Origin of the sequence: Desulforapulum autotrophicum HRM2 (assembly GCF_000020365.1) — a bacterium.
In the GTDB taxonomy this organism is placed as follows: Bacteria; Desulfobacterota; Desulfobacteria; order Desulfobacterales; family Desulfobacteraceae; genus Desulforapulum; species Desulforapulum autotrophicum.
On sequence record NC_012108.1, the window covers coordinates 3,104,289 to 3,126,920 of the forward strand.

A 22,632-nucleotide genomic window follows, 5' to 3' on the forward strand; every position below is an offset into this window, starting at 1 on the left:
CTTGCAATTCAATGCAGTTTATAAGCAACGACATTAATTTAAACATTACGGGCCGGAGGCGCGTGGGCTTCATCTTCTCCTTTGCCCTGATAGCCATCAGCATCGTGTCCCTTATTATCCACAATGGCCCTAACTACGGCATTGACTTCTCAGGCGGCACCCTTGTTCAGGTGAAATTTTCAGACCTGCCGTCCACCAAGGATATTCGGACCGGCCTCAGCCAGGTAGGACTTGAGAACTCGTCTGTCCAGAACTTCGGAGAAATAAATGACAACGAGTTCCTCATCCGGACAAGCATGCCTGCGATGACAGGTGAAGGATTTTCACAGTCCATATCAGATGCCCTGAAAGCATCCACAGGCATGACACCTGAAATCCGACGGGTGGAGATGGTTGGTCCACAGGTGGGCAAGGACCTCAGGAAAAAAGCCCTGTTAGCCGTGTTCTACTCCCTGCTCTTCATCACCATCTACATCTCGGGAAGATTTGAGATGAAGTGGATGCTTTCGGGGGTCATGGCAGGCGCTCTCATGACAGCTGTATACTTTTTGTCACTCTTCAGCTGGAGCAACATGGTGGTTCTCATAACCGCTGCCCTTGCGGTTACCCTGGTACTGTTCTGGGTCCTTGAACTCAAATACGCCATGGGTGCCATTGTGGCACTGATACATGATGTAACCATTACTGTGGGTCTTTTTTCAATTCTGAATCTTGAATTTTCATTGTCCATTATTGCCGCCCTTCTGACCATCATCGGGTACTCGTTGAACGATACCATCATCGTATTTGACCGAATCCGGGAAAACACAAAACAGTTACACAAAGTACCCCTGGAAACCATCATCAACCGAAGCATCAACGAAACTCTGAGCCGAACCACACTCACCTCTCTGACAACCCTGATCGTTCTCTTTTCCCTCTACTTTCTTGGCGGAGAAATCATCCATGATTTTGCCTTCTCCATGATCGTCGGGATAATCATCGGCACCTACTCGTCCATATTTGTTGCAAGCCCCATCCTTCTGGCATGGAGCAAACGAGCCTGATGGGGTATAAGTCCACAGCGTTCCTTGCGGCATCACTCCTGTTTTCAGGAGTGATGCTCGCCTCATGCACAATGAAGTCAAAGCCCGTCGGGCCGGCGGCCCACAAGACGGTGTTGCCCGACGATACAAATACGCATTTGGAAGAAATTCAGTCCAAGCTTGAGAATCTTGACCATCGACTCTCGGCCCTTGAGCGTCTTGAACCCAGGATCACAACCCTTGATACTCCGGACCACGGCACCGCTGACCATGAACGGCCAGTGACGCCATCCCCCAGGGATATAGAATTTCCCCAAAAAAATAATCCCCACCCCGTGTATGGGGAGCCCATTCTTTTATACAACAGTGCCCGAAGCCTGGTCCTTGAGGAAAATTTCCACGAAGCAGCCCGGCTGTTCAGGGAATTTTTGACCAGATATCCCAATTCAGAACTTGCAGACAACGCCCTTTACTGGCTTGGTGAGTGCCACTACTCCCTGGGAAATTTTCAAGAGGCCATCAATACGTTCAAGGATGTTGTCACGCTTTACCCAAAGGGAGGAAAAGTTCCTGACGCACTTCTAAAAACAGCCTATGCCTATCTCAGCCTTGATGATGCGGACAGGGCACACCACTATCTCAAACTTGTGGTAAGGGGATACCCGTTTACACCGGCCGGAGAAAAGGCAGAACAAAAACTTAAAGCCTTTCAGTAAGCTGCAAGCCAATGATCACAAATGACAATTATCTGCCTTGGTTTATCGTAAAATCAATCCCCGGGATTGGCAATCATCTGTACAAGCGCCTTATCAATCGATTCAAAACACCGGAAAATATCCTTGCAGCAAAAGCAGCAGAGCTTAAAACCATACGGGGAATGTCACAAAAGGCCATCACGGGCATCGTCCACTGCACAGTCAAAAAAAAGGCAGAAATTGCACTTGCAACCGTCCTTCGTGGAAAGATCCGGGTCGTGACCATGAACGACCCGACCTATCCGCCGCTGTTAAGGGAAATTGCCGACCCGCCGCCCTTTTTTACCTTTCAGGGCGAACTTAATGCGGACCTGCCCTGCATTTCCATTGTAGGATCAAGGAATGCAACCGCCTACGGACTTGAATCAGCCTACCGGCTTGGATATGACCTTGCAGTACTGGGATTCCAGGTGGTGAGCGGCATGGCAAGGGGCATTGACACGGCTGCCCACCATGGAGCACTTGCCGCAAAGGGCAAAACCATGGCCATCCTTGGAAGCGGCCTTAACTGGATCTATCCCAGGGAGAACCAATCGCTTTTTCAAGCAATCTGCCAAACAGGAGTTGTTATTTCAGAATTTTCACCAGACACCAGACCCGAGCCCAGAAATTTTCCCATCAGAAACAGGCTCATTGCCGGAATATCAACAGGAACCATTGTTGTGGAAGCTGCCAACAAGAGTGGATCATTGATTACGGCAAGGCTTGCTGCAGACTTTTCAAGGGAGGTGTTTGCCGTTCCTGGAAGCATCAATTCCCATCGAAGCCATGGCACCCACGCCCTGATACGCGCGGGTGCAACCCTTGTTGAGACCCACAGGGACGTCATCCAGGAACTGCACCACATGGTCCATACCGAACCCCTTGACCCATTGACCAAACCAAGGGGCAAAAATGAAAACAAAAAAGAACTCACCAGGGTTGAACTGGCCATTGTGACCATTCTTGAGCCCTATCCGCTGCACATCGATAAAATTGTTGAAAAAACAGATCTTGACATTGCAAGCATATCTGCTGCACTCCTGGATCTGGAACTAAAAGGCATGGTCAGACAGCTTCCAGGCAAGCTGTTTTCCATCAAAGAGGAGTAACCGTGAAAAAACCCCTGCTCATTGTCGAGTCACCCACCAAGGTGAAAACCCTTAAGAAATACGTTGGCAAAGATTACAATGTGACGGCAACCGTCGGTCACATCAGGGATCTTCCGCCAAAGGAGCTTGGCATAGATATTGAGGACGACTTCAAGCCCAAGTACATCACCATTCAGGGAAAGACCAAGGTGATTCAGGCCATGAAGAGTGCGGCAGGAGACACAGACACTGTCTATCTTGCCCCTGACCCTGACCGTGAAGGTGAAGCCATTGCATTCCATGCCGCCGAGGTTTTAAAGAAAAAGGGCAGAACTTTCTACCGGGTTCTGTTCCATGAACTAACCCAGAAAGGAATAAGCGAAGCCCTTGAAAATCCCCTCGACCTTAACCATGACCGTTACGAAGCCCAACAGACAAGGAGATCTCTGGATCGACTCGTGGGCTACCAGATCTCCCCTCTTTTGTGGAGAAGGGTCCAGGGTGGATTAAGTGCAGGGAGGGTCCAGTCCGTTGCAGTCAGGATCATATGCGACCGGGAAAGGATTATCCGGGCCTTTGAACCCGAGGAGTACTGGACCATCACTGCCGATCTTGCCACGGACCTTCCGCCAACTTTTACTGCGGCCCTTGCCAGGATTGACAACAAAAAGGCCGTTATTCCCGACCAGCAGACTGCCGAAAAGATCGTCGGAGAACTTGAAAATGCAGCGTTTGTTGTTGAAAAAATCGTCAGTAGAACAATCAAGCGAAATCCCCTGCCCCCGTTCATTACAAGTAAACTCCAGCAGGATGCCATCAACCGGCTGAGATTTACGGCAAAAAAAACCATGCTGGTAGCCCAGCAACTCTATGAAGGCATTGAAATAGGCACGGGCGGCCCTGAGGGTTTGATTACCTACATGCGTACTGACTCCATACGAATTGCCGATGAAGCGGCCCAGGAGGCACTCGAGCATATCAGGCAGACGTTTGGACCGGAATACGCCCTGGCAACACCGCGTTTTTTCAAAAATAAAAACAAGGCCCAGGATGCCCATGAGGCCATCAGGCCAACTTCGGTCCTCAACACACCGGAACGGCTGAAATCTTTTCTTGGCGAGGATCAGTTCAAGCTCTACGAGCTCATCTGGAATCGTTTTGTCGCTTCCCAGATGGCCCAGGCCATCATTGATCAGAACACCATCTCCATCCAGGCGCTGAATTACACCTTTACCGTTGGCGGAACAACGGTAAAATTTCCGGGTTTCATGGCCCTCTATGCCGCTATTGATGAAAAGGCGGACAAAGCCAAGCAAAAACTGCCCATAATTGAGCAGGGCATGGGGCTTGAAAGAAAAGCCATTATTCCAAAACAGCACTTTACCAAGCCGCCACCACGATTTTCTGAGGCATCCCTTGTCAAAGAGCTCGAAGAAAACGGCATTGGACGGCCAAGCACCTATGCGTCCATTCTTTCAATCATCCGGGACAAGGGGTATGTGGAACTCATCAACCGTTATTTCGTGCCGAGCGAGCTTGGATTCATCGTCAACGATCTGTTGATGACATCCTTTCCTGAAATCCTTGATACGGACTTTACAGCACGCATGGAAAACGACCTGGACGAAATCGAAAGCGGAACCAAACATTCGTTGGGTGTCCTCAAAGCCTTTTACTCTACTTTTAAGGAAAAGCTTGACCATGCCAAGGAAAACATGCTCAGTGTCAAAGGCGTGGGCATTCCTACGGGCCTGTCATGCCCCCTGTGCGGCAAACCTTTGAATATCAAAATGGGACGAAACGGCCATTTTATCGCCTGCACAGGCTACCCCGAATGCAGTTTCTCAAGTAACTACACCAGGGACGAAAAGGGAGCCATTCAAATCCTTGAAACCAAAACCGACAACACAAAGGTAAAAGACTGCATCAAGTGCGGTAGTCCAATGGTCAAAAAAGAAGGCCGATTTGGCGAATTTCTTGCCTGCACCGGATACCCTGAATGCAAACACACTGAATCCGTCAACGGTGACGCAGGTGGCAGGGAAACGGGTGCTAAATGCCCGGAACCTCTGTGCAACGGGGTCATTGTTGAAAAGCGCTCCCGCCGTGGAAAAACTTTTTTTGGCTGCAACAAATATCCCGAATGTACCTTTGCCTCCTGGGATCCTGTTGTCAACAAACCCTGTCCCAAGTGCAATTCTTCGTATCTTATTGAGAAACAGACTAAAAAAGAGGGTAAGTTTTTGAAATGCCCGAACAAAGAGTGTACATACAAGGAAAGTTTAGACGATTAACCGCCCTGGGGAATTCCCCAAGGAAAAACAAATTACCGGGGGAAAATGGTATATTCTCCCGAACGACTTTTTTTATTTTTTTTGCCATGGAACTTTTGCATAACCACTTGACAGACAGCCCGATAATATATAGATTGGTTCGTACAAAATGCTCATCCCCAAAGGATAAAACCTATTATCGTAGATTTGCCACCACAAAAATAAGGAGAAAAATTGTGAAAAAATCTGTTTTAAAGTCTCTTCTCGTTGTCTCAATGTTTTTTCTATTTACGGCATGTGCCGCAAAGGGGCCTGTAACCCCCTTGCCTGTATTTCAACCCCAGCCCTTTGACTCACAAGCATATGCACCTTCTGTTGATAATTTTATCGTAATTTTTGATGCATCAAGCTCCATGGAAGAATTTAGCAATGGTCAGGAAAAATTCACCGTTGCCAAGGCATTTGTTGACCGCATGAACCAGGTCCTTCCAGAGATGGGCCAGAATGCAGGTTTAATCTCCTTTGGCCATGACCCTTCGATCTCCAGAAAACCAACCCTGAATACAGATGGAATGAAACCTTACACCACTGCCGGTTTTGCTGCCGAATTTGATCGTGTCGCCGCACCCGGCGGAACCAGTGCACTGCCTCTGGCCCTTAATACCGCAGCAATGGATCTTGACGGCGTTCTAACAAAGACAGCTGTAATCGTCGTCAGCGATGGTAAAAACATTTCACCAAAATCCATTGATGCCGCCACACAGCTCAAGGATAAATTTGGTTCATCACTGTGCATCTATACGGTTCTTGTGGGCAATGACGCTGGTGGTGCAGCCCTGCTGGATAATATTTCCAATGTCAGCACCTGCGGTTTCTCATCAAATGCCGACGACCTCATGACCGCACCTGCCATGGCCGCCTTTGTTGAAAAAGTCTTTTTAGATAAGAAGATGGTAAAACCCGTTGTTGCAGCTCCCATGGACAGCGACGGTGACGGCGTTATTGATGCATTGGACAAATGCCCTGACACACCCCATGGCGTTAGCGTTGATGCTTCAGGATGTCCCTTTGACTCAGACAAAGACGGCGTTTACGATTACAAGGACCAGTGCCCGGGAACACCTTTAGGTGCAAATGTAAACGACCTTGGCTGCTGGATTCTTGCTGAACTGCTCTTTGACTACAACAAGGCAGACATCAAACCCACCTCTTTTGACGAGCTGGACAATGTGGCTATGATTCTTAAAAAGAATCCTGCATTGAAGATTGATCTCCAAGGCCATACGGACAACATCGGCTCCAAAAATTTTAACATGAAACTTTCCCTGAAACGTTCCGCTGCCGTAAAGACCTACCTTGTATCCAAGGGCGTTCCAAGCGAAAGACTCAAAACCGAGGGTTTTGGTTTCTCAAGACCCGTTGACACCAATAAGACCAAGGAAGGCCGTGCCAAAAACCGGCGCGTAGAACTTCTTCCCATTCAGTAACAGAACACATTGTGGTCAGTCCTGCACCCCCAAGGGTGCAGGATTGACCCAGACTTCCCCACCACTTCCCCGAGAAATCCTTGCCTCCTGGCAAAAAGTCTGATAATATCCTTCGACTTATATTAATCAATGTTGAAAAAAGGATGTATACGGACAGCATGTTTTCCCTTGAAAGATTCCGAGAAGAGTACAATGTGGAAGAAACCCGCTACCAAGTGGCAGGCCTTTCATTTGATTTTTTTGTTCCAAAAAAGATAGACCCTTTCATCAACCAGGACGACCTGTTCACAAACTTTCCCCTGTGGAGCAAAATCTGGGAGGCCACTGCAGTTCTGTCGTTTCACCTCTCCACCATTACACCTGATCCCGGCAAACGCTTTCTTGAAATTGGTGCCGGCATGGGTGTGGCAGGTCTTGTGGGTGCAAAACTCGGCCACAGCATGACCATCACCGAATACAACACAGATGCCATTAAATTCGCACGGGCCAATGCCGTTCTCAACAATATTGACACCGTGGACATCCGTGAACTTGACTGGAACAACCCCCTGATCGAGGGAAAGTTTGACTATATCATCGGTTCTGAAGTTGTATTCAAGGAAAAGGACATCCTGGGGCTTCACCAGCTTTTCCAGCGCTACCTCAAACCCGGGGGCACCATTATCCTGGCAGAAGGAATGAGAAAAACCACCATGGCATTTGTCAAGCACATGGAAAACCACTACACTCTTGCCATAAAAAAACAAACCATGAAATCCAATGGCAAGGAAATCCCGATCATTTTGTTCAAACTCACCTGAATTCACGGGGGGATACTTTCACAGAGGTGCCCGCCCTATTTTTTCATATGAAACGCTTGCTGATGAATAACCATCAGCGCAGTTTTACCATTCGTTGTGGCCAGAGCCGATACCCTGCTTTGGCCATGCCGGTTTATAGAGGAATCTTTTATGATCACCACGTCCAACCTGACCCTTGCCTACGGAAAAAGGGTTCTGTTTAAAGAAGTCAGCATCAAGTTCTCCCCGCAAAACTGCTACGGCCTGATCGGGGCCAATGGAGCTGGAAAATCCACCTTTCTGAAAATTCTCGCAGGAGAGATTGATCCTGACCAGGGCGGGGTAAGCGTTGGCCCCACTGAACGGATTGCCGTCCTTAAGCAGGATCACTTTGCCTTTGATGAAGAAACCGTCATTGCAACTGTGATCATGGGTTATCCAGATCTTTTTCAGGTGATGATCGAGCGGGACGCCATCTATGCAAAGCCAGATTTTACTGAAGAGGACGGTATCCTTTCGGCTGATCTTGAGACTCGTTTTGCAGACATGAACGGATATGAGGCTGAATCTGAAGCTGCTGTGCTGCTCCATGGCCTTGGCATTGACGAATCCCTGTGTCAAAAAAAGATGAAGGCTCTTGAAGCAACGGACAAGGTAAGGGTCCTCCTGGCACAGGCCCTATTTGGAAACCCGGATGTCCTTCTCCTTGACGAACCCACCAACCATCTGGACCATAAATCAATCGTCTGGCTTCAAGAATTTTTATTCCGATTCCAGAATACGGTCATTGTCGTCTCCCATGACCGCCACTTTCTCAACCAGGTGTGCACCCACATAGCTGACATCGACTTTGGACAGATCCGGGTGTTTGTTGGCAATTACGATTTCTGGTGTCAGGCAAGCAAACTTGTCATGCGCCAGCGTCAAAATGAAAATAAAAAAGCCCTTGACCGGGCAGGCGAGTTGAAATCCTTTATCCAGCGGTTCAGCTCCAATGCATCCAAGTCAAAACAGGCAACCTCCAGAAAAAAGCTGCTGGAAAAAATCACCATCGAAGAACTGCCCGTCTCTTCCAGACGTTACCCCTATATCAGCTTCAAACCCGAGCGGCCCTGCGGTAACATTATCCTTGAGATCGAGAACATGACAAAAACCATTGACGGCGTGGATGTGCTCAAAGATTTCAACCTCGTGGTCAACAAAGGAGATAAGATCGCCTTTGTGGGCAGCGATACCCTTGCCCAGACCACCCTTTTTCAAATCCTCAATGGAACCATTGAACCCGATAGTGGCACCTTTCGGTGGGGCGCCACCATTACCCTCTCTGACTTCCCCAGGGAAAACGACCTGTTTTTCAAACAGGAGATGACCCTTGTGGACTGGCTCGGTCAGTACCACACCGAAGGCGAATCCTTTTCCAGAAGCTTTCTTGGCAGGATGCTCTTTTCCGGCGAAGAATCAATGAAAAGCACCACTGTCCTTTCTGGAGGAGAACGGGTCCGCTGCATGCTCGCACGGATGATGCTCACCTGCGCCAATGCCCTTGTCCTTGACCAGCCCACCAATCACCTGGATCTTGAATCCATAACAGCCCTGAACGATGGGCTTACAGCTTTTCCGGAAGTGCTGCTCTTCTCATCCCATGACCATGAGTTTATCTCAACCATTGCCAACAGAATCATTGAGATCACTCCCAAGGGGGTCATTGATCAAACCATGGGATTTGACGACTATCTTGAGTTGATGGACAGCAAAGAAACAGTTTAATAATTTTTTTTACTCGTAGGTGGTGTGCATCCTGGGATCCAGAGCCTCCCTTATACCCTCACCCGTAAAGGTGACGGTCATGAGGGTAATGACCAGGGCCGCCACCACCGAGGCTGAGATCCACCATGCCTCCATATTGGTCCACCCCTGCTGGAGAAGCTCTCCCCAGGAGGGGGTGGGCGCCGGAAGGCCAAACCCCAGATAATCAAGGGAGGTTAAGGCCACAATACCGCCCGAAATGGCAAAAGGCGCATAGGTGACAATGACCGAGATGGTGTTGGGAATGATGTGGTGAAAGATGATCCTTGCATGGGAGGCTCCCAGGGAACGGGCCGCAAGCACATATTCACGCTCCTTTTCCCGGTAGGTCATGGTCCGCATCACCCAGGTCATCTGGATCCAGCCGAAAAAGGCCATGATAAGAAGCAGCACCATAAAGCTTGGCACGACAATGGATGAGACAATGATCACCACATAGAGAAAGGGGATGTTGCTCCACACCTCAAGGATTCTCTGGGCAAAAAGATCGAATTTCCCGCCAAAGTAACCCATGGCACACCCAAGAAAAATGCCCACAGAGTAGTTGAATACGAGCAGAATCACGGAAAACCCAAGGGCCGTCCTGAACCCATAGACAAGCCTTGCCAAAATGTCCCGGCCCACGTTGTCAGTGCCTAGAAAATGACGCTGGGCAAAAGACGGCGGAAACGGCGGATAGCTTCCCTCCTTAAGATCATTTTCATAGGCGTTAAAGGGAACCATGGGCATAAGTACCCAGTTCTCACCATTTTCCTGGGCCTTAAAAGCTGTCTGAAGCTTTCGATAGTCGGTCTCATACCCATAATCAAGCCCAAAAACGGTACCCGAAATCATCGGGCCATAGGTCGGGAAAAAAAGCTCCCCTTCATAGGAAACCACAAGGGCACGGCTGTTGATGAACAGCTCGGCAAAGAGAGAAAAGACCACCATCACGGTCAAGAGAATAAACGAGACATAGCCCCTGCGGATGGAGACAAACCGTCGCCACTTTTTCCTGGAAGGCGAAATTATCATTTAAACCTCACCCGGGGATCCACAAGGGCCACACACAGATCCGAGAGAATATTGCCCAGCATGAAGAGCAGGGAAGAAATCACAAGGATCCCCATGACAACGGGATAATCCCTGTCCACCACGGACTCGTACCCCAGAAGGCCCATGCCGTTGATATTGAACACCTTTTCTATGAGAAACGAACCCGTGAGGATGATCGACACATTGTTACCAAAATGGGTAGCAATGGGAATCAGGCTGTTCTGCAGGGCGTGGCGGAAGACAGCCTGTTTGAATGACATCCCCTTTGCAATTGCCGTCCGCACATAGTCGGCGGAAAGGTTATCCATGAGGGTATTTTTCATCAAAAGGGTCATAACCGTGAACGACCCCAGCACATAGGCGAGCAGTGGCAGCAGGGTATGCCGGAAAAGATCCATCGCCTTGTCCAGAAATGACAGTTCGAAAAAACCATCGGATACAAGCCCCCCAAGGGGGAAGATATCAATCCAAGAGGCAAAGGCCACCAGCATCATCACCCCTGCCACCCATCCTGGAATGGCATAACCGGTAAAGATGAGAATCGAAGAAAAATTGTCAAACCCGCTCTTGTGGCCCACGGCCTTGGCAATGCCAAGGGGAATGCATACCCCATAAACAATAACCATGGTCAGCACGCCAAAGTACAACGAAATAGGGATTCTCTCTTTGATCATCTCCCATACGGGATCATAGTACCGGGTCGACCGCCCCAGATCCCCTGTTAGCACCTTGGACAGCCAGAGAAAATAGCTCTCAAGGACAGGCCGGTCAAACCCGTAGTAGACCCTCAACTTCTCGATCTGTTCTTCTGAAAGGGGCTGTCCTGCCCCAGCCCCGCCGTTTCCGGAAGCCCCAGCCCTGTCCGTGGTCTGCATCTGTCTTGCATCTGCAATGATTCTTTCAATGGGCCCGCCAGGCACAAATCGGGTAATGGTAAACACCATAATGGTGATGCCGATAAAGGTCGGAATAACCAGAAACAGGCGTCGTATGAAATAGGCGATCATTCAGAGGCAAATACCGATGCCAAAGCTCGTTCAAGAAACTCCGGTTTTGACCCCCCTGCCTGGGCCATATCCGGCCGGCCACCGCCTCCGCCGCCCACAATGGCAGCGGCTTTTTTAACAATGGCACCCGCCTTGAATCTCTTGGTCAGGTCATCGGAGACAACCGAGACAAGAAGTGCCTTTCCATTTGATTCAGCCCCCAGAAGTACAACGCCCGAACCGATCTTTGCCTTAAACTTGTCTGCAAGATCCCTCAGCTGGGAAGGATTGTCGATCTGGACCAGCTTTGACACGATGCGTACCCCGTCAATCTCCCGTATATCGTCATCCATATTTTCAACGGATTTTGAGGCAATTTTTGCCTTGAGGGAAACAATCTCCTTGTCAGCCGCCTTTTTGTCGGCAACAAGTGTTTTAACCTTTTCTACAACCTCGCCCCTTGCACTCTTCAGCACCCTGGATGTCTCCAGGATATCAGCAGTGATGCCATGGACATAATCCAGAGCTCGGGCACCGGTCAGGGCCTCAATGCGCCTTATGCCCGACGCAATCCCTCCTTCAGACACAATCTGAAACAGGCCGATGTTGCCCGAGCGGTCCGTGTGTGTCCCTCCGCAGAGTTCCTTGCTGAAACCGGCCATGGAAACCACCCTGACCCGATCTCCGTATTTTTCCTCAAAAAGAGCCGTTGCTCCGGATTTAACAGCCTCATCCATGTCCATTTCAATGGTGGCCACCGGGACGTTTTCCCGAATGCGCAAATTCACCTCGGACTCTACAGCCTCAATCTCCTGGCGTGTAATGGCGGCAAAATGGGTAAAGTCAAACCGAAGCCGATCCTTGGTCACAAGGGATCCAGACTGTTTAACATGGTCACCGAGCACCTTTCGGAGGGCTGCGTGCAAAAGGTGGGTGGCCGTATGGTTCATAGCTGTTGCTGCCCGTTGCTCCTGGTCAACAACCATCAGCACATTTGCCTTTGTCTGCAGAGCTCCTGAAACAACTTTGCCATGGTGAATCCTGAGACCTGACGGATCGGCAAGGGTGTTGTCAACAGCAACGGTACAGCCCTTGGTTTTGATGACTCCTGAATCACCTGCCTGACCACCTGATTCGGCATAAAACGGGGTGGCCCGGGTAACGATCTCAATCTGATCCCCCTGCCCGGCCGTTGTAACAGCAACATCATTCTTGACGATAAGCAGGACCTCAGATGTGGTTTCAAGATCGGTGTATCCGGTAAACTCGGTCTTTACCCCCTGGGAGGTGAGCGTCTTGTAGGCTTCGCCCACCCCTGCAAAGATTTTAGAACTCTTTGACCTTGCCCGTTGATCGTCCATGGCCCGGTTGTAGCCATCCATGTCCAGGGTGATCGCTCGATCTGCAACCACATCATTAATGATGTCCACGGGAAATCCAAAGGTATCGTAGAGCTTAAAGATCACATCACCTGCAATCTGTTTTGCCCCGGATGCCTCGGTCTTCTCAATGGTTTCGTTGAGAAGGCGCAGTCCCACGTCCAGGGTTTCGGAAAATTTTGCCTCTTCGTTTTTTACCACATTGAGAATAAAGGCCGACGATTCCTTGAGTTCGGGATAGGCCTGTTCCATGATCTCAAACACCTGTTGAACCGTTTCATGGAGAAATGGACGCACAAGTCCCAGGTTTCGGCCGTACCGGATGGCCCGGCGCATGATACGGCGGAGCACATACCCCCTGCCCTCGTTGGAAGGAAGGATGCCGTCACAGATGAGAAAGGCTGCGGCCCTGGAATGGTCGGCAATGACCTTCATGGCAACACTGTTTTCCCTGGAAGCATCCTTTTTCAAGCCGGAAAGGACCTCGACCCGCTCCATGATCGGCAGAAAAAGGTCTGTCTCATAGTTTGTGGGAACATCCTGGAGAACCGAGATCACCCGTTCAAGGCCAAGACCCGTGTCAATGCTCGGTTTTGGAAGCGGCGTCATCTTGCCTGTGGCATCCCGGTCAAACTGCATGAAAACAAGATTCCACAGTTCCAGATAGCGGTCGCACTCACACCCGACTGCGCAGTCCGGACTGCCGCATCCATACTTTTCACCCCGGTCAATGTGAATCTCACTGCACGGTCCGCAGGGGCCTGTGTCTCCCATGGACCAGAAATTGTCCTTTTCTCCAAGCCGGACGATCCTTGATTCTGGCACCCCGATCTTATCCCGCCAGATGTTATAGGCCTCATCATCATCAAGATAAACCGAAACCCAGAGTTTCTCCGGATCAAACCCGTATCCGTTGGTCAAAAGATCCCAGGCAAATTCAATGGCCTTGTCCTTGAAGTATTGACCAAACGAAAAATTGCCGAGCATCTCAAAAAAGGTGTGATGCCGGGCCGTATACCCCACATTCTCAAGGTCGTTGTGCTTACCGCCTGCACGCACGCATTTCTGGGAAGTAACGGCAAGGCTGTAATCCCTTTTCTCGTCTCCGGTGAAGACCCTTTTAAACTGAACCATGCCGGCATTGGTAAACAAAAGGGTCGGGTCGTCGCTGGGCACAAGGGACGAACTTCTCACATGGTGGTGGTGGTGTTTCTCAAAATATTCGATAAAAAGCCTGCGCGCTTCATTGCCTGTCATTGTCTGCTCCTAAAAGTTACTGCCAACCTGTGTTAGGGCTTTGCTTTGCCTTTTTCTTTGCCATTTTCCTTGGGAGTCGGGGAAGAGAGCCCAAGGGCTTCCCTGACCCGTGCCTGGATCTGATTAAAAATCTCGGGGTTGTCAGTGAAAAACACCTTGGCATTCTGACGACCCTGGCCAATTCTCTCACCGTCATAGGAGTACCAGGCGCCACTCTTGTCAACGATCCCCATATCTACGCCCATGTCAAGAAGCTCACCGGTCTTTGAAATACCCTCACCATACATGAGGTCAAATTCAATACTCTTAAAAGGCGGTGCAAGCTTGTTCTTCACCACTTTGACCTTGGTTCTGTTGCCAAGGATATTTTCACCGTCCTTGATGGCCGTGGCTTTTCGAATCTCGATGCGGACCGAGGCGTAAAATTTAAGGGCATTACCACCGGTGGTGGTCTCAGGATTTCCGTAAACGACGCCAATCTTCATTCGAATCTGGTTGATGAAGATCAGGGTGGTGTGGGTTTTTCCAATGGTTGCCGTGAGCTTTCTCAGGGCCTGGGACATGAGGCGTGCCTGGAGTCCCATGTGGGAGTCTCCCATATCCCCCTCGATCTCGGCCCGGGGTACCAGGGCCGCAACGGAATCCACTATAATAATATCCACGGCACCGCTTCTGACCAGCATGTCCACTATCTCAAGGGCCTGCTCTCCCGTATCCGGCTGGGATACCAGAAGTTCATCACAATTCACCCCGAGCCTTCGGGCATAGGCCACATCCAGGGCGTGTTCCGCATCGATAAATGCGGCAATTCCACCCTGGCGCTGGGCCTCGGCAACGGCGTGGAGGGCAAGGGTGGTCTTTCCCGACGATTCCGGGCCGTAAATTTCAATCACCCTGCCCCTGGGAAAACCGCCAACCCCAAGTGCCTTGTCAAGGGCCAGGGATCCTGTGCTGATAATCGGCACGGCCTGGATTTCCCTGGCGCCAAGTTTCATTATCGAGCCCTTGCCGAACTGTCGCTCAATCTGGCCCATTGCCGTCTGAATTGCCTTATCTTTTTCTGTTAACTCAGCCATCTATTTGATCCCCCAAACCCCACAGGTTAAAACAACATTCGTAAAACAACGGCACTCAAGAGGCCCGCCACAATATCATCAAGAACAATTCCCGGACCACCTGCAAAACGCCGTTCAAAATTTCTAACGGGCACAGGTTTTACAATATCAAAAAACCTGAAAATAAAAAATCCTGCCACCAGGGTGGAAAGGGTAACGGGCATGCCTGCCATGGCAACCGTGTAACCGGCCACCTCGTCAAGGACAATGCACCCTGGATCCTTTGAACCGATCATGGCCTCGGCACTGTCACAGATCCAGATGGAAACAACCATGAGGGTCACCACCCCAAGGGTTGCCCATCCCTGGGCAAGTCTTTCAAACACAAATATAAACGGAATTGCCGCCAGGGTGCCAAAGGTGCCAGGAGCCAGGGGTATCCGCCCAAGCCCCCCTCCCAAGGCTGCGGCCAGGATCAACTTATCTTTAAAATTCATAGTCCTGTTTTTTATAATCTGCCCGGATTCATGTCAAGCAATAGTTGCGCATACACATCCCCCAGTGGGACTCCCCGCTCATCAGCAATTTTTCGACACACCTCATATTCAGGGGTTATTTGTACACTTGCGTCCGGTCGGGTGATCTGCTTTGCCTGAAGCATTCCAAAGGTAGTGCTCACAAGGATTTCACGCCTTGCCAGAACCGCCCTTTCAACTTCTTGAAATCTCACCCCTATTGAAGAACTTTCACTCAAAATCAACCGCACAAAGGTATCAACCTGATCTTTTCGGCACACCACCTCAAGCCTTGTTCCCGGACGGTTCTTCTTCATCTGAACGGGAATATGGCAAACATCAAGGGCACCTTTTTTTAAAAGTTTTTCCATGAGATAACCGGATATCTCAGGACTCATGTCATCGGTTGAGGTTTCGATCACAACCACCTTTTCAGTGGATATGGTCCCGGTCTCTTTTCCAGGAGGGGTTGAGGCACCCATGACCACGCGCAAAAGATTGGGCAGTCCAGGGCCTGATCCAGGTTCGGGTCGATTCTTTCCAGAACCGTAGCCAATGCCCGTAATTGTCATTTCGGGCATGGGGCCAAACGAATCGCAAAGGGTGGTGATTATGGCGGCACCGGTGGGGGTGACCATTTCCATTTCAACACCGCCGTCACGAACGGGAACCCCCTTGAGAATGGCAAGGGTTGCAGGAACAGGAACGGGGATACTGCCATGGCTGCATTCAACCCAACCGTGCCCCAGGGGAACCACAGATGCATGGACCGCATTTATTTCAAGGTATTCAACACAGAGAAACGACCCCACAATATCGACAATGGCATCTATTCCCCCCACCTCATGGAAATGGACCGTCTCAAGGTCTGCCCCATGAATTTTTGACTCTGCAACACCAATTTTCTCAAAGGCTTCAAGGCTTTGGGCCTTTACCCTGTCTGAAAGCGGTGCATCTGCGATCAATTGCCTGATCCCCTTATAATCCTTTGAATGGACATGGGTGTCAGCATCCACAAAGAGGTCCACTCCCCGGATGCCGTTCTGCCACACGGCTTTGGTTCTGATATCAAAACCATTGAGGGGAAGGGCGGACAGTCTCGTTTTTAGCCAGGGAACAGGAACCCCAAGATCAACAAGGGCTCCCAGGGTCATGTCGCCGCTGATGCCTGAGATAAGATCAAAATAGGCAATCATGGATTTATATCCCTTGCCCGGCTTTGATGGCAATTATTTCAAGAAGAATTTCAGCCGTGTCGACCATATCTGAAAGTTTGATGTTTTCCTTTACCGTATGGACATCCGTCATGCCGGTACCAAGAACGCCTGCCACAATCCCTTTGTTGAAAAAGATGTTGGCATCTGCCCCGCCACCAATGGTTTTCGGTTCCATCTTTTTTCCAAGGTTCTGGGCCGCCTTTCGGGCGAGCATAACCACTTCGTGGTCATCGGGAATATGGGTGGCAGGATAATCCTGATCAACCATCACCTCGATCCGGGGAAGGGTTTCCCCCTTTTGTCTAAAGGCACGGGCTGCATCGTGAAAGGCCTTGATCATCGTGTCGGTTATGGTTTTCAATTTTTGGGTATCATGGCTTCTTGCCTCACCGTCCACACTTACAAATTCAGGAATGATGTTTGTTGCCTTGCCCCCCTGAATTTTGCCGATATTACAGGTGGTTTCAGCGTCAATTCTGCCAAGGGTCAACGAATCAATGGCCCTTGCAGCAACACAAATGGCATTGATTCCCAGTTCAGGTGCGACCCCCGCATGGGAAGCCCGTCCATGGATGTTAATGGTAAATCTTGTGGATGCCGGTGCCCGGGTCACCACCCCGTCGGTATCGGTTGAATCAAGGATATAACCGATCTTTGAATCCAACAGGGAATAATCCAGGTTTTTAGCCCCCAAGAGTCCTATTTCCTCACAGATGGTGAACACCACTTCAATGGGGGGATGGGGCAGTTTATTTTCCCGGATCACATCCATAACTTCAAGAATAATGGCAAGGGCAGATTTATCGTCGGAACCAAGGATAGTTGTTCCATCACTTGTGAACACGCCATCCTTAAAAATGACCTTGACGCCCCTGCCCGGCTCAACTGTATCCATATGGCCCGAAAGCAAAAGGGGTTCACAATCAACCGTTCCCTTGAACTTTGCAACCAGGTTTCCGCAATCGCCGCCAACCCGTTCTCCGGCATTGTCAAAAACCACACCACCACCTAAACCCGTTAATATTTTTTCAAGTTTTTCAGCAACGGCTGCCTCCTGCCTGGACACAGAATCTGTCTGGGCAAGCATGACAAAACGCTGACTCAACCGCTTGGTATTGATCATTTCCATACCCCTCTCATATTTGTTCGACCCTGCACACACCATAGATGACAAAATCAATCGAATTTTTTGACATACATACTAAATTTATGGTTTTTGTTCCACCTAAAAAAGAGCAGATGTTCCTGGACGGGTTTTTTGCTTGATCTTTACCGGGGAAGATGGTTAATCAAGTGTAGTACCCCATCTACATATAGACAAAATGATACACTGACGGGTGGATATGACTGAAAAAAGACAGACCCAGGTCGTTTTGAATCAGATTACCGTTCCAGAGGATCAGGTTGAGCTCTATCTTCGAATTTTTGACAGCATCCAGAACGGCATCATCATTACGGATCCCAACGGATACATCACCTACCTGAACCGTTCCTATGGAAGATTTCTCAACATTGATCCTGAACAGCAGATCGGCAGGCATTGTTCCGAGGTTATTGAAAACAGTAGAATGCACATCGTTGGAAGGACAGGCAGACCTGAACTTAATCAGATTCAAAAAATTAACGGCATAACCATCGTTGTGGAACGAATACCTGTAAAAAGAGCAGGCAGGGTGATCGCGGTTTTTGGGCGGGTCATGTTTGACGATGTAAAAAGCGTCACAAAACTTGCTGAAAAGATAGACGATCTGAAAACAAAGGTTAAATGTTATGAACGAAAACTGTTAGCCCTCTCCTCAACCCGTTTTACCTTTGACTCAATCCTGGGTAAAAGCGATATCCTCGTCACCCTCAAGGAGCAGGCAAAAGCTGCCGCCGCCAACAGCCTGCCAGTGCTGATAACCGGCAAAAGCGGTACGGGAAAAGAGCTGTTTGCCCAGGCAATCCACAGTTACAGCCTTAGAAAACGGGATCCATTTGTGAAAATCAACTGTGCTGCAATTCCAAAGGATTTGCTTGAATCAGAATTTTTCGGATATGATGAGGGAGCCTTTTCCGGTGCCCGAAAAAAAGGAAAACCGGGCAAGTTGGAACTTGCCGACGGGGGGACCCTTTTTCTGGATGAAATTGGCGATCTGGCACTGGAGATGCAGCCCAAAATCCTGCGAGCCATTGAAGAAAGAGAATTTGAAAGGGTGGGCGGAATCAAGGTGATACAATCGGATTTCAGGGTCATTGCGGCCACCAATCGAAACCTTGAAACCATGGTCAAAGAAAAATCATTCAGAAGCGATCTCTTTTATCGTCTCAACGTGATCCCCCTTCATGTACCCCCGTTACGGGAGAGACGCTGTGACATCTTGCTTTTGTCCGAAGCGTTTCTCATTAAAATAGCGGCAAAAACCGGCAGGTTAAATATCAAACTCGGAGAAAAAGCAAAAAATTGCCTGTCCAGTTACCACTGGCCGGGCAACGTCAGGGAACTTGTCAATGTACTGGAACGAACCGTCGCCAATCTCAATGGCGATACCATCCATGCCAAGGACCTGCCCGCTCACCTCCATGGAAAGGGAAAAAATCTAAAAAAAATACCGACATTGTGTCTCCATGATCTCCAGCAGACAGCTGAAAAGCTTGCCCTGAAGCAGGCATTGGCAGAAACTGGCAACAACAAGAGCAGGGCAGCCAGAAAGCTCGGCATCCATCGCACCCTGCTTTACAAAAAGCTTAAAAAACACAACATCCCCCTGGGCTAACCCGTGGGAGGGTGTATCTATTAAACAACACCTGCAGCCAAAGAGGTACCAGTCTGTTTTTCGCTTTCTTTGCCTAATCTCTTGTTTTTCAAGATAATCTGATAACAGCGTTCACAATTCAACAGTGGTGGTATGATGATTGCTAAATAAATATATCATATTCATTTTTTGCAGGCCCTATTGTTTTTTACTTTTAATGGTAAGGAGGCTTTGGAATGAAACGAAACACATTAATGTTCGCCCTGATTATCGTTGTCGGTATCTCCCTGGCGGTCACGGCAAATGCCAAGGTCATCAAATGGAAGATGACCTCCACCTGGCCACCGTCGATTTCACTTATTGAAGCAGATCAAGCCTTTGTAAAAGCCGTGAACCATCTATGCAAAGGCAAATTACAGATTCAATTTTTTTCAGGCGGCACGCTCATGCCCTCCTATGAAGTGTTTGACGCGGTCAGCAACGGCGTTATCCAGGCCTCGGGAGACTGGCCCAATTACTGGGCAGGAAAAGACAGGGTGTTTGACTCCCTTGGGTCCTATCCCATGGGATTGACCCCAATGGATTATCTGTTGTGGATATACAGTGCCAAAGGGCTCGATATTTACCAGGAAGCCTATGGGAAATTTGGGATGTATTATCTTGTCACCGGCATAACCCCCATGGAGTGTGGTATCAGAAGCAACAAACCCATAAAAACCCTGGCAGATCTAAAGGGAATGAAAATACGAATGTCCGGCAAGACCCAGGGACATCTTTTAAAGGATCTTGAAGCGGCCCAGGTGGCAATGGCAGGCCAGGAAATATACCAGGCCATGCAAAAGGGTACCATTGATGCCTGTGAATTCAGCAGTCCCTCTTCTGACTGGGGAATGGGATTTGCCGAGGTCACCAAATTCTGGGCTGTTCCCGGCTGGCATCAGCCTGCCTCGGTCATGGGGGTAATGATCAATAAAAAAGCGTGGGAAGAACTGGATCCGGAACTCCAGCAAACCGTTCAATATGCCGCCAAGGTGGCCACCTTGGAATTTTTAAGCAAGCAGTATTATGATGTAATCGAATACACGGACAAATTTATCGATAAGGGCATTGAAATCAACAACTATCCTGCCGAAGACCTTGAACGGGTTCAGTCCCTAATCAACAAACATACCGAAGAAATTGCAAAGGAAGAACCCCTGTTTAAGAAATCAATGCAGTCCCAGATAGAATTCAGAAAAAAATTTGCAAAATGGCGCGAAATGGAAGGACCGTTTGGGTTTGGGTACAACCCAAAGACCTATCCTGACCTGGACAAATAGACCCGTCCCAATTGATTTAGAATGTGCACCAGGGGGATTACAATAAAAACCATGCGTTGTAATCCCTCTTTACCAGGGATGCCTTCGGAGGTCTTGAGATGAAATTTTTATTGAAAACCGGCAAACTGTTCGACTCAATCAACGACTGGATAGGTCGCGTACTGTGCTGGCTGATTGTTCCCCTTGTCCTGCTCACCGTAATGGAAGTCATACTGCGACGTTTTTTTGATGCGCCTACCATATGGAGCTTTGAGGTTCTAAAGCAGATCTATGCCGTTCATTTTATGGCTGTTGCAGGTTACGGACTGCTTCACAATTCCCATGTATCCGTGGATATCTTCACCCATATGCTAGGCAGTAAAAAAAAAGCCGCCATTGAGATCCTGGGATATCTCATTTTCTTTTTTCCCTTCTGCATCATCTGTGTATGGCAGGGATTTATCTTCGCAAAAACCTCCTGGAAAATGTTTGAACACACCTGGAGTGTTTTTGCTCCCCCCCTATACCCCATAAAAACCGTTATCCTCATCACCTTTATTCTGCTCGTTCTCCAGGGGATATGTGAAGTCATCAAACGCGTCTTTATCATCAAGGATTGGAAATATGATTGATATAAGTCCTGAATTGCTCACCATTCTGATGTTTTCCGGCCTTTTGATCGGCTTGTTCATGGGGCACCCCCTTGCCTTTGTACTGGGTGGGCTTGCGGTTGTTTTCGGTATGCTTGGCTGGGGACCGTCCATTTTTTATCTGTTCATGAATCGCATCTGGGGCGTTATGGACAACTATGTTCTCCTTGCCATACCGCTTTTTGTGTTCATGGCCCAGTTGCTTGAGTCATCAGGGGTTGCAGGCGGACTTTTCAAGGCAATGCGCTATCTGCTAGGCCCAATGCCCGGAGGCATTGGCTTAACCGTTGTTATTGTGTCCACACTTTTTGCCGCCTGCACCGGCATTGTCGGCGCTTCGGTCGTGACAATGGGCCTTCTGGCATTGCCCATGATGCTCAACTATGGTTATCAAAAAGAACTCAGCTGCGGCGCAATCTCAGCTTCCGGAACCCTTGGCATCCTTATTCCGCCAAGCATCATGCTGGTCGTCATGGCAAACCAGGCAACCATCTCCGTTGGCAAACTCTTTGCCGGAGCTGTTTTTCCCGGGGTCATCCTCTCTGGACTTTACCTGATCTACATTTTTATCCGCTGCCTTTTAAATCCATCACTGGGGCCTGCCATAAGCAAAGAAGAACTAGCAGGGGTAACCTATACCCAGATATTTGTCATGGTAATGAAATCCCTGGTTCCGCCAATGGTTCTTGTACTCGGGGTTCTTGGCAGTATATTTGCCGGAATTGCAACCCCCACTGAGGCATCTGGTGTAGGGGCGTTTCTTGCCTTTTTAATGGTTGTGGCCTATGGTAAATTTTCATGGCAGGTGCTCAAAAATGCTGCCATCAGTACGGTCAAGATAAATACAATGGTCATCTTCTTGTTATGCGGTGCCACCTGTTTTACCGGTGTCTTTCTCGGAATCGGCGGTGGCGAGGTCGTGACAAGGTTCGTACTGGGACTCGGCCTTGGCAAATGGGGTGTTTTCTGGGTCATGATGGCCATTGTCTTTATCCTTGGCATGTTCATTGACTGGATCGGAATCGTGTTAATCTGCTTTCCTTTGTTCCTTCCCATTGCCAAAGAGCTTGGGTTTAATCCGGTCTGGTTTGTAGTGATGATCGCTGTGAACCTCCAGGCATCCTTTTTGACACCGCCTTTTGGATACGCTCTTTTTTACATCAAGGGGGTAGCTCCCAAGGATGTCACCCTCATGGATATTTACCGAGGTATTGTACCTTTTGTTCTGCTGATGATCGTTGGACTGATCCTGTGTGCTGTATTCCCAGAAGCGGTCCTGTGGCTGCCCTCTTTGATTGTGAATTGATTTT

General features: G+C 49.2%; 18 protein-coding genes. 11 read left to right on the forward strand and 7 right to left on the reverse strand.

Annotated features, from left to right (window positions below):
- The first annotated feature begins 11 nt into the window (after nt 1-11).
- The 7 genes from secF to HRM2_RS13520 all read left to right on the forward strand — a co-directional run bounded on the left by secF (nt 12) and on the right by HRM2_RS13520 (nt 9,156).
- Nucleotides 12-1,046 carry a protein translocase subunit SecF gene (gene secF, locus HRM2_RS13490; protein WP_015904579.1) on the forward strand — a complete coding sequence of 345 codons (1,035 nt, stop codon included), beginning with the start codon at nt 12-14 and terminating at the stop codon, nt 1,044-1,046.
- Nucleotides 1,046-1,741, forward strand: coding sequence for a tol-pal system protein YbgF (gene ybgF, locus HRM2_RS25300; protein ID WP_015904580.1), 696 nt, complete (start codon nt 1,046-1,048; stop codon nt 1,739-1,741). The genes secF and ybgF overlap by 1 nt, the downstream gene beginning before the upstream one ends.
- Before the next feature lie 11 nt (nt 1,742-1,752).
- Nucleotides 1,753-2,871: a DNA-processing protein DprA gene (dprA, locus tag HRM2_RS13500; RefSeq protein WP_015904581.1), complete on the forward strand. Its 1,119-nt coding sequence runs from the start codon at nt 1,753-1,755 to the stop codon at nt 2,869-2,871.
- A 2-nt stretch (nt 2,872-2,873) separates the two neighbouring features.
- Entirely contained in the window at nt 2,874-5,144 is a 2,271-nt protein-coding gene (gene topA / locus HRM2_RS13505; RefSeq protein WP_015904582.1) for a type I DNA topoisomerase, read from the forward strand.
- A gap of 215 nt (nt 5,145-5,359) precedes the next feature.
- A complete protein-coding gene (locus HRM2_RS13510) occupies nt 5,360-6,610 on the forward strand; it encodes an OmpA family protein (protein ID WP_049770450.1) in 1,251 nt (416 codons plus the stop codon).
- Between the two features lie 158 nt (nt 6,611-6,768).
- Nucleotides 6,769-7,410 (forward strand): class I SAM-dependent methyltransferase, encoded by a 642-nt coding sequence (locus tag HRM2_RS13515; protein WP_148214626.1) that lies wholly within the window; start codon nt 6,769-6,771, stop codon nt 7,408-7,410.
- Nucleotides 7,411-7,560: 150 nt separating this feature from the next.
- The gene (locus tag HRM2_RS13520) at nt 7,561-9,156 is read left to right on the forward strand and encodes an ABC-F family ATP-binding cassette domain-containing protein (protein WP_015904585.1); all 1,596 of its coding nucleotides are present in this window, start codon (nt 7,561-7,563) and stop codon (nt 9,154-9,156) included.
- A gap of 9 nt (nt 9,157-9,165) precedes the next feature.
- On the opposite strand, the gene HRM2_RS13525 is transcribed toward HRM2_RS13520, so the two are convergent.
- Genes HRM2_RS13525 through HRM2_RS13555 form a run of 7 tightly spaced genes read right to left on the reverse strand, consistent with a single transcriptional unit; the run spans nt 9,166 to nt 17,762 of the window.
- Nucleotides 9,166-10,209 (reverse strand): ABC transporter permease, encoded by a 1,044-nt coding sequence (locus HRM2_RS13525; RefSeq protein WP_015904586.1) that lies wholly within the window; start codon nt 10,207-10,209, stop codon nt 9,166-9,168.
- On the reverse strand, nt 10,206-11,237 hold the full coding sequence (locus HRM2_RS13530; protein ID WP_015904587.1) for an ABC transporter permease subunit: 1,032 nt from the start codon (nt 11,235-11,237) through the stop codon (nt 10,206-10,208). Before HRM2_RS13530 ends, HRM2_RS13525 begins: the two co-directional genes overlap by 4 nt.
- Nucleotides 11,234-13,852 carry an alanine--tRNA ligase gene (gene alaS / locus HRM2_RS13535; protein ID WP_015904588.1) on the reverse strand — a complete coding sequence of 873 codons (2,619 nt, stop codon included), beginning with the start codon at nt 13,850-13,852 and terminating at the stop codon, nt 11,234-11,236. Before alaS ends, HRM2_RS13530 begins: the two co-directional genes overlap by 4 nt.
- Nucleotides 13,853-13,884: 32 nt before the next feature.
- The gene (gene recA / locus HRM2_RS13540) at nt 13,885-14,928 is read right to left on the reverse strand and encodes a recombinase RecA (protein WP_015904589.1); all 1,044 of its coding nucleotides are present in this window, start codon (nt 14,926-14,928) and stop codon (nt 13,885-13,887) included.
- 26 nt (nt 14,929-14,954) lie between these two features.
- Nucleotides 14,955-15,404, reverse strand: a complete 450-nt coding sequence (locus HRM2_RS13545; RefSeq protein ID WP_015904590.1) for a phosphatidylglycerophosphatase A family protein — start codon at nt 15,402-15,404, stop codon at nt 14,955-14,957.
- An 11-nt stretch (nt 15,405-15,415) separates the two neighbouring features.
- Entirely contained in the window at nt 15,416-16,618 is a 1,203-nt protein-coding gene (gene larC / locus HRM2_RS13550; RefSeq protein ID WP_015904591.1) for a nickel pincer cofactor biosynthesis protein LarC, read from the reverse strand.
- 4 nt (nt 16,619-16,622) lie between these two features.
- The gene (locus HRM2_RS13555; RefSeq protein WP_015904592.1) at nt 16,623-17,762 is read right to left on the reverse strand and encodes a M20/M25/M40 family metallo-hydrolase; all 1,140 of its coding nucleotides are present in this window, start codon (nt 17,760-17,762) and stop codon (nt 16,623-16,625) included.
- 220 nt (nt 17,763-17,982) lie between these two features.
- Here HRM2_RS13555 and HRM2_RS13560 point away from each other — a divergent pair, with 220 nt between their 5' ends.
- From HRM2_RS13560 to HRM2_RS13575, 4 genes are all read left to right on the forward strand, one after another.
- The gene (locus HRM2_RS13560; RefSeq protein ID WP_015904593.1) at nt 17,983-19,395 is read left to right on the forward strand and encodes a sigma-54 interaction domain-containing protein; all 1,413 of its coding nucleotides are present in this window, start codon (nt 17,983-17,985) and stop codon (nt 19,393-19,395) included.
- Between the two features lie 215 nt (nt 19,396-19,610).
- On the forward strand, nt 19,611-20,693 hold the full coding sequence (gene dctP / locus HRM2_RS13565; RefSeq protein WP_015904594.1) for a TRAP transporter substrate-binding protein DctP: 1,083 nt from the start codon (nt 19,611-19,613) through the stop codon (nt 20,691-20,693).
- A 98-nt stretch (nt 20,694-20,791) separates the two neighbouring features.
- A complete protein-coding gene (locus tag HRM2_RS13570) occupies nt 20,792-21,304 on the forward strand; it encodes a TRAP transporter small permease subunit (RefSeq protein WP_015904595.1) in 513 nt (170 codons plus the stop codon).
- Complete coding sequence (locus tag HRM2_RS13575) at nt 21,297-22,628, forward strand: TRAP transporter large permease (RefSeq protein WP_015904596.1); 1,332 nt, start codon at nt 21,297-21,299, stop codon at nt 22,626-22,628. The genes HRM2_RS13570 and HRM2_RS13575 overlap by 8 nt, the downstream gene beginning before the upstream one ends.
- Nucleotides 22,629-22,632: the final 4 nt, after the last annotated feature.